Source organism: Acinetobacter sp. IK23 (genome assembly GCF_035615275.1).
Taxonomy (GTDB): Bacteria; Pseudomonadota; Gammaproteobacteria; order Pseudomonadales; family Moraxellaceae; genus Acinetobacter; species Acinetobacter seifertii.
Genome location: NZ_JANBNX010000023.1, coordinates 21322 through 34131, shown reverse-complemented (window position 1 = coordinate 34131; position 12810 = coordinate 21322). Strand labels below are relative to the sequence as shown.

The window sequence follows — 12810 nt, the reverse complement described above, 5'->3', positions numbered from 1 at the left end:
GTCGGATATAAAAAAAGCCCCCTTTTCAGGAGGCTTTTATCATCTTTGCAAATTAAGCAGAGAACGGATGACGTAAAACAATTGTTTCTGCGCGGTCTGGACCAGTTGAAACGATATCAATCGGACATTCGATTAATTGTTCAATACGTTTCACATAAGCCAAAGCATTTGCAGGTAATTGGTCAATGCTAGTTAAACCAACAGTTGACTCACTCCAACCTGGCATAGTTTCATAAATTGGTTTCAAGCATTCAAAAGAAACCGCATCAGAAGAGCCTACGCAACCTGAATCAGTATTTTCATAACCTACACAGATTTTTACTTCTTCTAAACCATCTAAAACGTCAAGTTTAGTTAAGCAAATACCTGAAAGTGAGTTAACGTCTACAGAACGACGTAGGATTTCGGCATCAAACCAACCACAACGACGTTGACGACCAGTAGAAGCACCAAATTCATGACCTACAGTACCGAGGTGTTTACCAATTGCATCACCAGAGTCAGTTGCAGCATCGTAAACCAATTCAGTTGGGAATGGTCCAGCACCTACACGTGTTGTATAAGCTTTAGTAATACCTAATACATAATCAAGATGTAAAGGACCCATACCAGAACCCGAGCTTACACCACCAGCCGTTGTATTTGAGCTAGTCACATACGGGTAAGTACCGTGGTCGATGTCTAGAAGTGAGCCTTGAGCTCCTTCAAACATCACAGCTTTACCTTCTTTACGGTAGTCATGCAATACTTTAGTCACGTCAATAACTAATGGAGCAAGAACTTCACGCCATTGGTTGCAAAGAGCCAATACATCTTCAAATTTAACAGCTTCTACACCGTAGAACTGAGTTAACTGGAAGTTATGTAACTCAAGCATTTCTTGAAGTTTCTCTTCTAGCGCTGCACCACCACGAACAAGGTCAGCAACACGCACTGCACGGCGAGCTACTTTGTCTTCGTACGCAGGGCCGATACCACGACCTGTAGTACCAATTTTAGCGTTACCACGTTTCTTCTCACGAGCCTGATCAAGAGCAATGTGGTTAGGCAAAATAAGTGGACAGTTTGGAGAAATGCGTAGACGTTCCTTAACTGGAACACCTTCAGCTTCCAAAATTCCCATTTCTTCAATTAGTGCTGCTGGTGAAAGCACCACGCCATTACCAATTAAGCACAATACGTTTTCACGTAAAATGCCTGATGGAATGAGGTGCAATACAGTCTTTTTACCACCTACGACAAGAGTATGACCTGCGTTATGTCCGCCTTGATAACGTACTACCGCAGCCGCTTGATCTGTGAGCAGGTCGACGATTTTACCTTTACCTTCGTCGCCCCATTGGGTACCAAGTACCACAACATTTTTGCCCATAATAGCCTCATTACATCATGCTGTTAAAATTGGAAACCATCAGTAAAATACTGTTGGCGTTTAAATCTTTTCAATATTCCATTGTCCATTTTGCAACACCAATTGATGTGTGGCATATGGAATAGAAGTTAAATCATCATTACCTAACAATTGAACCACGCGTAAGCCTTGTGAACGTGCATTTGCAATTGCTTTAAGCAAATCTGTATCTGTACCTTTAGGTGCAACTACTGTTTCAATCTCAGCGAATTGATTTGCACCTAATGCATATAAATCACAACTAAAACCAGTAGCAGGACGCGCACGACCAAAGTGCTCACCAATACCGTCATAGCGACCACCCTGTGCTAAAGGTGCAGCACGGTTTGGTGCATAAACTGCATACATCAAACCAGTGTGATAGTGGTAGCTACGAAGTTCAACAACGTCAATTCCGACGTTCAGTGCTGGCCAACGATTTTTAATTTGGTCAAGTGTTGTTTTAAGTGCGTCTAATGCTGCTTTAAATTCAGCATCTTGTAATATGTTTGCACTTAAATTTGCCTGTAGTGCATCTAAATCACTTGAATAGCGGCCAAGCGCATAAAAATCAGAACCCATATTTAGGTTTTGAGTAAATTCTGCTAACTCTGGCAACGCTTTTCTTTGGTATAGATCAGACAGCTCATGTTCTTCATTTTTTGACAGACCAGCGTACTTTACTAGACTACGGAACAAACCTACATGGCCCAAATCTAGATGAGCGCCTTGTAAAGTGTAAATGTTCTCAATTAGCCCGAGCATAACATCGACCATTTCGACGTCAGCTTCAATACTATCGTGGCCATATAGCTCTGCACCCAATTGCAAAGGTGCACGAGTTGCATTGAAATTTTGTGGTTTTGTATGTAATACAGTCCCTGCATAACAGTAACGTGCAACACCTTCAACGGGTCTTACATGTGCATCAATACGTGCAACTTGCGGTGTCATGTCAGCACGGATGCCAAGTAAACGGCCTGAAAGCTGGTCAATGACTTTAAAAGTTACTAAATCCAAGTCTTGATTTAATTCTGATAATGAAGACAACGATTCGATGTATTCGATAAATGGTGTATATACCAGTTGATAACCTCTTACTGCGAGGAAATCGATAGCTTCACGGCGAAGTTTTTCAATGACTTGCGCCTGTTCCGGCAATACATCTGCTACCCCGTCAGGCAGCAACCATGTCTCTGAAATGGTCATATTTCAAGCCTAAAATCTGATCAACGTGGAACGACCCCACATAAAAAAATCGGGAACACACCCGATTTCTCTTAGTGTAGCATGATACTTTGTGCCATGCACCTTACAATTTGCATAAATCTTTCTGAATAAACTCTAAAGTCAAAAAGAAGATTTAAACAATTAATAATAACATTCAATATCTTACTGCGCTTTGCTTATATCATAATCAAAAGTTCTTCGACCAAAGAATGGGCCAATATCTGAACTATCACCTTGTTTCCAATTAACCAAATTTAGCTTTTGAATAGCTTGAGCTGCTTGGGTATTAAAAGCAAAACAACCTTTTTCAAGACTTGCTATTCTTAACTTTTGTCTGAAAGCAATTAATGAATGTACTTCATTAAGCGGGTTATCATCGACAGAATACAGATGAGACTTCTCATAGGCCAAACTTCTATCAGCATCCCATAAACTGCTTGATATAAAATCCATAGAAGCAGACTGGTCATTATTATTTCCCAGCGCACTTTGAATATCCCCTGTTTCCAAGTTTTCTAAAACAGTTAAGTTATAGCCATACCACTGCGAGTTTAGAAGCCTAAAATACTTTTTATCTGTACCTAAGTTATTATATTTTTCGCCGATTGACTGTTTTGACTGACTAAAAGAAGGATTTGAATTAAAACTAGATATATAAGAAATATAAGATTGATTCCATTGAGTTTCTTTTAAACGATAGCAATAGCTACCTTTTGGGAAGGTAACATTTTTATAATTTCGATAGAAGTCAATTAAACTTTTATCAAGCTGATTATGAAGTTCTGTTTCTAGATTTTTATTTTCTTTATAGCCAGGCAATACTCGATCAAAGATTTTTTCACCATCTATTTTAACAATTTCAAAATTTAAGTTTTGTTTTAAACTTGGTGTTAGCTCATAAGTCCAACTGCTCGGTGTTAACCTTTTTACAATGTTTGTTTGTAGTGTTCCCTTATTTAAAACTTTCTGTTCTGTTAAAAGTTCTTTTTCTAGTGGTTGGTTATGTGACTTTGCAAAAAATATTTCATTATTTTGAATAGGATATTTAGCTATTTCAAAATAATCACTATAAATACCTGAAGAAATATCAGAAGATTGATAATAAACTTGATAAATCGCGGTATCTTTTTCTAAATTACTGTCAGTTTGACCATTCGTATCTTGATCCGAACCGTCACCAGTACATGCAGTTAAAATAATAGTAGATGTGATAATTAAAAAACCACTTATTCTTTTTGAGTTAAATTTCATATGAACTCTATAGTTAAAATTTTAATGTTTGCGAATCATACAAACAGAAATAGTTACATACAACACCAAAACTAAATTTTTATTTTCGATTATTTCTATTAGAGATTTATATTAACCATAAAAAAAAGGATATTAAGTTAACTTAATATCCTTAAAATATTTAAATATATATTCAAAAAGAATTGCACAAATCTAATAATCGATTTGCATAACCCCATTCGTTATCGTACCAAGCAAATACTTTAGCTTGATGCCCTACAACCATAGTTTGAGTTAAATCAACAATAAGTGAATAAGGTGAATGATTAAAATCGCTTGAAACTAGTGGTTCATCAGTTACTGCCATAATTTCTGCATAATCTGTTTGAGAAGCTTTAATCAGCAATTCATTAATATGATGAACAGTAATTGGTGATTGTGCGATAAACGTTAAATCAATTGCAGCCACATTAATGGTAGGAACTCGAATTGAGTAACCATCAATACGGTCTTCCATTTTCGGCATTACACGTTTTAATGCGCCAAGTGCACTAGACGTAGTGGGAATAATATTTTGCCCAGAAGCTCTAGCACGACGTAAATCACGATGTGCGTGATCAAGTACAGACTGGTCTGCTGTTACTGCATGAATTTCGGTCATGAGCGCAGTTTCAATACCAAATGCATCATCAATAATTTTTACTAATGGCACTAAAGCCTGCGTAGTACATGACACACTAGATATGATTTGATCAGTTGCTTTTACATCTGCATGGTTAACACCATAGACAATTGCCGCATCGACATGATCAAAAGGTGCTGCCCCAATAATGACCCGCTTCGCCCCTGCCTCTAGGTGGCGTGTTGCATCAGCATGAGAACGGAACAATCCAGTACATTCGAGTACAACATCAATTTGCAAGCTTGCCCACGGTAAAAGTTCTGGTTGTTTTTGCTGAAGAACTTCAACTTTCAGATTTCGCTGGTTTGATTGAATATTTAAATAAATCTTTTCATTTTCAATAGCTATGTCAACTTTGCCATTAAAACGGCCATGGGTTGTATCATATTTGAATAAATGCACTAGTGTTTTTACATCTGCTATATCGTTAATCGCCACGATTTCAAAATGAAATTGTTTCGGGCTTTCAAACCAAGCACGTAAAACATTACGTCCAATCCGGCCAAACCCATTAATGGCGATACGTTGCATGACCTATCCTTATCTACAAAACCAGAAACGAAAGAAGGCATATAGTAAAACACGTGAAGGCTAATTGAATATAGATTTTTAGCCAAATCACAGTTTTGTAAGATATTCCCTCTAAAATCGTTGGTTCGGTGGGGTTTTTCCGTTACAATTTAGCGTTTTTTAAAAATAAGCCCCGTATCACATGCAAGATTTGTGAACAAACAAACTTGTAGTGATGCTTTTAGCCAAATTCGAAAATATGGAGTGACTTGGTTGTGAGTACTCGTTTAATGACATCTGCTGAAATTCGTGAAGCATTTTTGCGCTACTTTGAAACGCAAGGGCATACACGTGTCGCGTCGAGTTCTCTTGTTCCTGCCAACGACCCAACTTTATTATTTACAAATGCTGGGATGAACCAGTTTAAAGACTGTTTTTTAGGTCTTGAGAAACGTGACTATGTACGTGCCACAACATCACAAAAATGTGTACGTGCAGGCGGTAAACATAACGATTTAGATAACGTCGGCTATACAGCTCGTCACCATACATTCTTTGAAATGTTAGGTAACTTCTCATTTGGTGACTATTTCAAACGTGATGCACTTAATTTTGCTTGGGAATTTTTAACCAGCGAACAATGGCTTGCTTTACCGAAAGACCGCTTATATGTAACGGTTTATCACACCGATGACGAAGCTTACGACATCTGGAATAAAGAAATTGGTTTAGCGCCAGAGCGTATTATCCGTATTGGTGATAACAAAGGCGAAAAATACGCTTCAGATAACTTCTGGGCAATGGGTGATACTGGTCCATGTGGCCCATGTTCTGAAATTTTCTTTGACCACGGTGACCACATTTGGGGTGGTTTACCTGGTTCTGCTGAAGAAGATGGCGACCGTTTCATTGAAATCTGGAACAACGTTTTCATGCAGTTTAACCGTACTGCTGATGGCGTGCTTCACCCTCTTCCAGCTCCATCTGTAGATACAGGTATGGGCTTAGAGCGTATTTCTGCTGTATTGCAACATGTTAATTCAAACTATGACATTGACCTGTTCCAACACCTATTAAAAGCTGCTGCAAACATTATTGGTATTGAAGACGAAGGTCAGCCTTCTTTACGTGTTGTTGCAGACCATGCACGTTCTTGCTGTTTCTTGATTGCTGATGGTGTAAACCCAAGCAATGAAGGCCGTGGCTATGTACTTCGCCGTATTATCCGTCGTGCTGTGCGTCATGGTAACAAGCTTGGTGCAACTGGTACGTTCTTCTACAAAATGTTGCAACCTTTAATTGAAGTTATGGGTGATGCGTACCCAGAACTTGCAGCGCGCAAAGATGTTATTGAAGCAACTTTAATTCGTGAAGAAGAACAGTTTGCTAAAACACTTGAGCAAGGTTTAAAACTACTTGAAGGTGAACTTGCTCAGTTAAAAGACAAAACTATTCCTGGTGCGACAGTATTTAAACTTTACGACACTTACGGCTTCCCAACAGACTTAACGGCTGATATTGCACGTGAACGTGGCTTTATTATTGATGAAGCTGGTTTTGAAGTTGAAATGGCTGCACAGCGTCAACGTGCACGTGATGCTGGTAAGTTTGCAGTTGACTATAACAACATTGTAAAAGTTGAAGGTGAAACTCAATTTGATGGTTATATCAACACAACTGGTCAAGGTGAAATTGTAGCGATCTATAAAGATGGCGTACAAGTTGATGAAGTTTCTGAAGGTGACGAAGCACTAATCGTTTTAAACCAAACTCCTTTCTATGCTGAAAGTGGTGGTCAGATTGGTGATACGGGTATCTTCAAAAACGAAACTGGTATTTTTGAAGTTCAAGACACCAAAAAGTCTGGCGGTGCTTTTGTTCATCAAGGTATTGTGACTGTTGGTAACCTCAAAGCAAATCAAAATGTAGAAGCGATTGTTAAAGCAGACATTCGTGAAGCTACTGCGCGCAACCATTCAGCAACTCACTTGTTACATGCTGCCCTTCGTCAAATCTTAGGTTCACATGTACAACAAAAAGGTTCTTTAGTTGCAAGCGACATCTTACGTTTTGACTTTGCAAATGACCAACCTGTTTCATTTGAACAATTACAACAAGTTGAACGTCTCGTAAATGCTGAAGTTATTGCCAACACTCCAGTAACGACTGAACTTCTCGACATTGAAGCTGCGAAAGCAAAAGGCGCAATGATGTTGTTCGGTGAAAAATATGGTGATGAAGTACGTGTACTTTCTATGGGTTCAGTCATTGATGAGAAAAACTTCTCAATCGAACTTTGTGGTGGTATTCACGTAAAACGTACAGGTGATATTGGTTTATTCAAAATCACTTCTGAAGGTGGTGTAGCTGCTGGTGTACGTCGTATTGAAGCAGTGACTGGTACTAAAGCGTTAGAAGTGGTACAAAAAGCTGACAACGATATTCAGCACATTAATAGCTTACTAAAAGCACAGAAAGACCAAACTGTTGAGCGTGTTCAAGCTAATGTGGAATTGGTTTCTGCATTACAAAAGCAGATTGAACAACTCAACCAGAAATTGGCAAACTTCCAAGCGGCTGACTTGATTGATCAGGTACAAACGATTGCTGATCGTCAAACGCTTATCACTACTGTTCAAGGTGTTGATGCAAAAGCGCTTCGCAACTTGCATGACAGTGTGAAATCAAAATTAGAGAATGCAGTGATTGTGTTAGCAGGTGTAGAGGGTGACAAGGTCAGCCTGCTTGCATCAGTCGCGTCGCAATACACTGCAAATCTAAAAGCAGGTGACATCATCAAACATCTAGCAACTGAGTTAGGTGGTAAAGGTGGTGGTAAACCTGACTTAGCACAAGGTGGCGCGCCACTTAACGAGAAGTTTGGACAAGTTATTGCAGCATTGCCTGCTTGGCTTGAACAAAAATAAGACTTCACTTTTTGTGTAACTGACCCTGAAAAGCCTCTCAGGGTCATGGCTTATATGGAACAACTATGGCATTAATCGTTCAAAAATATGGCGGTACTTCTATGGGTACCCCCGAGCGCATTTTAAATGTTGCTCGTCGTGTGAAGCGTTGGCATGATCACGGTCACAAGGTTGTTGTGGTCGTATCTGCAATGAGTGGTGAAACAAACCGCTTACTTGCCCTCGCTAAAGCCATTACCGAAACACCTGACCCACGAGAGTTAGACCAAATGGTTTCAACCGGTGAACAGGTGACGATTTCCATGTTAGCTATGGCACTTAATTCGATTGGTGTGGAAGCTAAATCCTATACCGGACGTCAAGTCGGTATTAAAACTGACAGTGCATTTACCAAGGCGCGTATCGAGTCTATTGATACAGATGTCATGACCAATGACCTAGATGCAGGCCGTGTTATTGTGGTTGCTGGTTTCCAAGGCTTTGATGCAAATGGAAATACCACAACACTAGGCCGAGGTGGTTCAGATACTTCTGGTGTTGCTCTTGCTGCTGCTTTAAAAGCTGACGAATGTCAGATCTATACCGATGTAGATGGCGTTTACACCACTGATCCTCGTGTTGCTCCTAAAGCCAAAAAAATCGACCGTATTTCTTTTGAAGAAATGCTAGAAATGGCATCATTAGGTTCTAAAGTTTTACAAATTCGCTCAGTAGAGTTTGCCGGGAAATATCAAGTTCCTTTACGTGTATTATCAAGCTTTGATAATGATAACGATGGCATTTTTGACGACGAATTTAAAGAAAATGTAGGTACACTCATTACGACTGAGGCGGAAGACAATATGGAACAGCCAATCATTGCAGGTATTGCTTTTAACCGTGACGAAGCAAAATTAACGATTTTAGGTGTGCCTGATGAACCAGGTATTGCTTCTAAAATCTTATCACCAGTAAGTGATGCCAATATCGAAGTCGATATGATAGTGCAAAACGTTGAAGAAGATGGCACAACAGATTTCACTTTCACTGTAAACCGTGTTGATTTAGCGAAAGCTGAAAAAATCTTAAACGAAACTGCTAAAAATATTGGCGCGCGTGAAGTTTCAACACGTGATGACATCGTTAAAGTATCTATCGTTGGTGTTGGTATGCGTTCACACGCAGGTGTAGCGAGCAAAATGTTCACTGCCCTTGCTGATGAAGGCATTAACATCCTTATGATTTCAACTTCTGAAATTAAAGTTTCTGTCATTATTGATGAGAAATACCTTGAACTTGCAGTTCGTTGCCTACATACCGCATTTGGTTTAGATCGCGAACATGGTGAAAGCAGCGCCCGCGCTTAATTTTACCAAACGGTCAAGAATTCATTAAAAAATGTTTACTTGTCCGACAATAATCAAAGAAAACACAGAGCCGCTATAGTTTTTTTTATAGCGGCTCTGTTATATTAAACGGAAAGTTTTTTGGCAGTGATTATCAAAATATGACTTTGTTCTCATATTTCTGTTAGAATCTGACTGAAAACTGAGGTTGAGCTTTTATTTGGGTACCAATATTGCAGTTTTAAGCGTTTAGCAAGGAGATAAACATGCTGATTCTTACCCGCCGTGTCGGGGAAACATTAATGATTGGGGATCAAGTCAGTGTTACTGTGCTTGGCGTCAAAGGAAACCAGGTTCGAATTGGTGTGAATGCGCCAAAAGAGGTTTCTGTTCATCGCGAAGAAATTTATCAACGTATTCAACATGAACGTGCAATGCATGAACACCTTCAACATCTTGATCAAGATTATCAAGTTTCATATGAAGATGATAATTATGCACAGAAAAACTTCAATCGTTAGTATGAAGTTATTCTCTCCCTAATTAAAGCGACTTTCTAGTCGCTTTAAATTTTTTTGGGAGTATATAAATTTATAGACCTAATGCACGTTTAACCGGTGCATAACTACGACGGTGTTGATCGATCACCCCGTGAGCTGCAATCGCTTCAAAGTGTGCTTTTGTTGGATAGCCTTTATGTTTGGCAAATCCAAATAATGGATACTGTTGATCTAATTCTGCCATTTGGCGATCACGTGTGACTTTTGCCAAGATACTGGCAGCACTAATTTCGGCGTGGCTCGCATCTCCACCAACAATTGCTTCACAAGGAATAATGATTCCTTTGGGAATTTGGTTGCCATCTACAATAACTTTTTCAGGCAGTGTTTTAAGGCCGTCCACTGCTCGCTTCATTGCTAGAAATGTTGCTTGTAGGATATTTAGCTCGTCAATTTCTGCATGCGTCGCTTCTGCAATTGACCATGCTAAAGCTTTTTCCTGAATTTCAATAAACAACTTTTCACGTTTTTTTTCAGTTAATTTTTTAGAATCGTTTAGTCCTAAAATCGGATTTTCCGGATCTAAAATAACAGCAGCGGCAACAACTGACCCCACTAATGGGCCTCGCCCCGCCTCATCTACGCCTGCAACGAACATGTATACTCCAATGAAAAAAAGAGGCTGATCAATATGAATCAGCCTTCTTTAAAACTTAAATTATTAATTACTTTTGTAAAGCTTCAGCCACACAAGCATTTACAGTATTAGAAACGACTTGGGTTACTATTGTTGCACGTGCAGCTGGGTCAAGTGCAGCAGTAGCCAAATCAACTGCCGTAACACTGTTTGGTGCCTTTTCACTTACGCAGCCACAAACATTAGTTTGAATACTATCACGTTGTTCAGCAGTCATAAGCTTTGTTGCTGTTTTCCATGCAGGAACATTATTAATTTCTGTAATACATTTTGCATTTACAGCAACTTTTAATGCAGTCATGCCTAACTGTTGAGTTGTAGTTTCTGCAGAACCTGTACCAGGAGTTGTTGCACATGCAGTTAAAGCCAAAACAACTGGTGCCACAGCAAGCATCAATTTTTTCATCATTTTTCCTTTGATCGAACGTAAGCAGCGCGTATTTTGCCTAAACTCGTGCTTAGAAGAAACAAATAAATTGATGCATTTATGCAATCTAATTTTCCTACACTCCAGTTTGATTTAATCATGCACTTCAGCTAAAGCGTTCTGTTTATAGTACGCTCCGTTACGAGAACAACATTTCTCAAAAATACTGCTTTACCATAAAATCTAGCGCTAAAATGACAAAAAATTAGGGTCTTTTATGCCTGCCTCATCCTCTCAATACTACACCCGTACTGCACAGATTTTGCATTGGGTTATGGCAATCATTTTCATTACGGCTTGGGTGATTGGTTTCTACAGTGGAAATTTTTTAAGTTATGATGCTGATGGCAGTTTTAAAGGTGATGTCATTACACTACATAAAAACATCGCCACAACCATTATCTTTCTAGTGGTTATTCGCCTTTTCTGGCGTTACACCCATCCAGCCCCAAAGTTGCCTAACACCATGTCACCAACAATGAAAACTTTGGCTCACATTGGACATTTATTACTCTATGTGATTTTAGTAGCGTTACCTATTACTGGTTGCTTATTTAGCTGGAGTGCTGGTCACCCTGCCCCAGTTTTATATTTATTTAATATTCCACGTTTAGTACAAGACAACCCTGAGTTATTAGCTATCGTTAAACCATTACATATTTATATTTCATGGTTTGCAGGCCTGCTTATTGTTGGACATGTTCTGGCAGCTTTAAAACATCACTTTGTGGATAAAGACAATGTTTTAAACAGCATGACCAAACAACCTAAATAAATTTAATGTTAAAAAAACCGCCTATTAAAGGCGGTTTTTTTATTTAGATTTTTTGGATTTCTGAAATCCACTTTTGTTTTTCTTCATCTGAAATGAAAGAAGCTTCAAAAGAGTTAATTGCGAGTTGCTTCAACTCATCATTACTTAAATCTAAGGCTTGCTGAATAGCAATGAAGTTATCATTCATATATCCACCAAAATATGAAGGATCATCCGAGTTAACAGTCACGTGTACGCCTTTTTGCAACAGACGACGGATATTGTGATCTTTCATATCCTTAACAACACATAGCTTTAAGTTACTTAAAGGGCAAACGGTTAATGGCATTTTTTCATTAATTAAGCGAGCCATTAATTGTTCGTCTTCTTCAGAACGCACGCCGTGGTCAATACGGTTTACTTTAAGCAAGTCCAAAGCTTCCCACACATATTCAGGTGGGCCCTCTTCGCCTGCGTGAGCCACGATTAAGAAGCCTTCTTCACGTGCCTTAGCAAAAACACGTTCAAATTTAGCTGGTGGATGACCTACTTCACTTGAATCAAGCCCTACAGCAATAATGTCTTCTTTAAACGGTAAAGCTTGCTCAAGCGTTTCAAATGCAGCTTCTTCGCTTAAATGACGCAAGAAACACATAATGAGCTGAGAGCTAATACCAAATTTAGCTTTTGCATCAGCACATGCACGTTTAAGCCCATTGATTACTGTCGCAAAGGCAACACCACGGTCAGTATGGGTTTGCGGGTCAAAGAACATTTCTGTATGAACGACACGATCTTCTGCACATTTCTCAAAATATGCCCATGCTAAATCATAAAAATCTTGCTCATGAACAAGAACATTTGCACCAGCATAGTAAATATCTAGAAATGATTGAAGATTATGAAAGTTATAAGCTTGCTTTACTTCTTCAACAGATTTGTAAGGAATCTGAATCTGATTACGCTGTGCAATAGCAAACATTAATTCAGGTTCAAACGTCCCTTCAATATGCACATGCAACTCGGCTTTTGGTAAGGCCTGAATCAGCTCGACTTGATTCATATTAACTCCACATCTAAAGAAAAAAAGGGTGTGGTAACACACCCTTCGATAACTTCCTTCTTATATAACGATTAC

General features: G+C 39.0%; 11 protein-coding genes. 4 read left to right on the top strand and 7 right to left on the bottom strand.

Translation table 11 applies throughout. From position 1 onward, the window contains the following. Window positions 1–52 precede the first annotated feature (52 nt). The 4 genes from MSG95_RS14365 to MSG95_RS14350 all read right to left on the bottom strand — a co-directional run bounded on the left by MSG95_RS14365 (window position 53) and on the right by MSG95_RS14350 (window position 5063). The gene (locus tag MSG95_RS14365) at window positions 53–1372 is read right to left on the bottom strand and encodes an adenylosuccinate synthase (protein WP_004702779.1); all 1320 of its coding nucleotides are present in this window, start codon (window positions 1370–1372) and stop codon (window positions 53–55) included. Window positions 1373–1432: 60 nt separating this feature from the next. Further along, window positions 1433–2599: an ATP phosphoribosyltransferase regulatory subunit gene (locus MSG95_RS14360; protein ID WP_019458153.1), complete on the bottom strand. Its 1167-nt coding sequence runs from the start codon at window positions 2597–2599 to the stop codon at window positions 1433–1435. 183 nt (window positions 2600–2782) lie between these two features. Next, window positions 2783–3871 (bottom strand): hypothetical protein, encoded by a 1089-nt coding sequence (locus MSG95_RS14355; RefSeq protein WP_077166303.1) that lies wholly within the window; start codon window positions 3869–3871, stop codon window positions 2783–2785. 172 nt (window positions 3872–4043) lie between these two features. Next, window positions 4044–5063: a type I glyceraldehyde-3-phosphate dehydrogenase gene (locus MSG95_RS14350; protein ID WP_039253865.1), complete on the bottom strand. Its 1020-nt coding sequence runs from the start codon at window positions 5061–5063 to the stop codon at window positions 4044–4046. 269 nt (window positions 5064–5332) lie between these two features. Here MSG95_RS14350 and alaS point away from each other — a divergent pair, with 269 nt between their 5' ends. The 3 genes from alaS to csrA all read left to right on the top strand — a co-directional run bounded on the left by alaS (window position 5333) and on the right by csrA (window position 9815). Beyond that, entirely contained in the window at window positions 5333–7969 is a 2637-nt protein-coding gene (gene alaS, locus MSG95_RS14345) for an alanine--tRNA ligase (RefSeq protein WP_049063549.1), read from the top strand. Window positions 7970–8034: 65 nt separating this feature from the next. Beyond that, on the top strand, window positions 8035–9315 hold the full coding sequence (locus tag MSG95_RS14340; protein WP_077166140.1) for an aspartate kinase: 1281 nt from the start codon (window positions 8035–8037) through the stop codon (window positions 9313–9315). Window positions 9316–9560: 245 nt separating this feature from the next. Then, on the top strand, window positions 9561–9815 hold the full coding sequence (gene csrA / locus MSG95_RS14335; RefSeq protein ID WP_000906487.1) for a carbon storage regulator CsrA: 255 nt from the start codon (window positions 9561–9563) through the stop codon (window positions 9813–9815). Between the two features lie 70 nt (window positions 9816–9885). Here the strand turns inward: csrA and rnhB are convergent, their stop codons facing one another. Both rnhB and MSG95_RS14325 read right to left on the bottom strand, forming a co-directional pair. Beyond that, a complete protein-coding gene (rnhB, locus tag MSG95_RS14330; protein ID WP_004702791.1) occupies window positions 9886–10452 on the bottom strand; it encodes a ribonuclease HII in 567 nt (188 codons plus the stop codon). A 67-nt stretch (window positions 10453–10519) separates the two neighbouring features. Continuing rightward, window positions 10520–10897: a hypothetical protein gene (locus MSG95_RS14325; RefSeq protein WP_077166139.1), complete on the bottom strand. Its 378-nt coding sequence runs from the start codon at window positions 10895–10897 to the stop codon at window positions 10520–10522. 238 nt (window positions 10898–11135) lie between these two features. Between MSG95_RS14325 and MSG95_RS14320 the strand changes: the two genes are divergently transcribed. After that, window positions 11136–11693 (top strand): cytochrome b, encoded by a 558-nt coding sequence (locus tag MSG95_RS14320; RefSeq protein ID WP_077166138.1) that lies wholly within the window; start codon window positions 11136–11138, stop codon window positions 11691–11693. 43 nt (window positions 11694–11736) lie between these two features. Here MSG95_RS14320 and MSG95_RS14315 read toward each other — a convergent pair whose 3' ends face one another. After that, window positions 11737–12735 carry an adenosine deaminase gene (locus MSG95_RS14315; RefSeq protein ID WP_077166137.1) on the bottom strand — a complete coding sequence of 333 codons (999 nt, stop codon included), beginning with the start codon at window positions 12733–12735 and terminating at the stop codon, window positions 11737–11739. Between the last annotated feature and the right edge of the window lie 75 nt (window positions 12736–12810).

Coding starts and splice junctions, on each gene's coding strand:
- MSG95_RS14355 (WP_077166303.1), bottom strand. CDS start 3,871: ATGAAATTTAACTCAAAAAGAATAAGTGGTTTTTTAATTATCACATCT.
- rnhB (WP_004702791.1), bottom strand. CDS start 10,452: ATGTTCGTTGCAGGCGTAGATGAGGCGGGGCGAGGCCCATTAGTGGGG.
- MSG95_RS14365 (WP_004702779.1), bottom strand. CDS start 1,372: ATGGGCAAAAATGTTGTGGTACTTGGTACCCAATGGGGCGACGAAGGT.
- MSG95_RS14340 (WP_077166140.1), top strand. CDS start 8,035: ATGGCATTAATCGTTCAAAAATATGGCGGTACTTCTATGGGTACCCCC.
- MSG95_RS14325 (WP_077166139.1), bottom strand. CDS start 10,897: ATGAAAAAATTGATGCTTGCTGTGGCACCAGTTGTTTTGGCTTTAACT.
- MSG95_RS14350 (WP_039253865.1), bottom strand. CDS start 5,063: ATGCAACGTATCGCCATTAATGGGTTTGGCCGGATTGGACGTAATGTT.
- alaS (WP_049063549.1), top strand. CDS start 5,333: ATGACATCTGCTGAAATTCGTGAAGCATTTTTGCGCTACTTTGAAACG.
- MSG95_RS14360 (WP_019458153.1), bottom strand. CDS start 2,599: ATGACCATTTCAGAGACATGGTTGCTGCCTGACGGGGTAGCAGATGTA.
- MSG95_RS14315 (WP_077166137.1), bottom strand. CDS start 12,735: ATGAATCAAGTCGAGCTGATTCAGGCCTTACCAAAAGCCGAGTTGCAT.
- MSG95_RS14320 (WP_077166138.1), top strand. CDS start 11,136: ATGCCTGCCTCATCCTCTCAATACTACACCCGTACTGCACAGATTTTG.
- csrA (WP_000906487.1), top strand. CDS start 9,561: ATGCTGATTCTTACCCGCCGTGTCGGGGAAACATTAATGATTGGGGAT.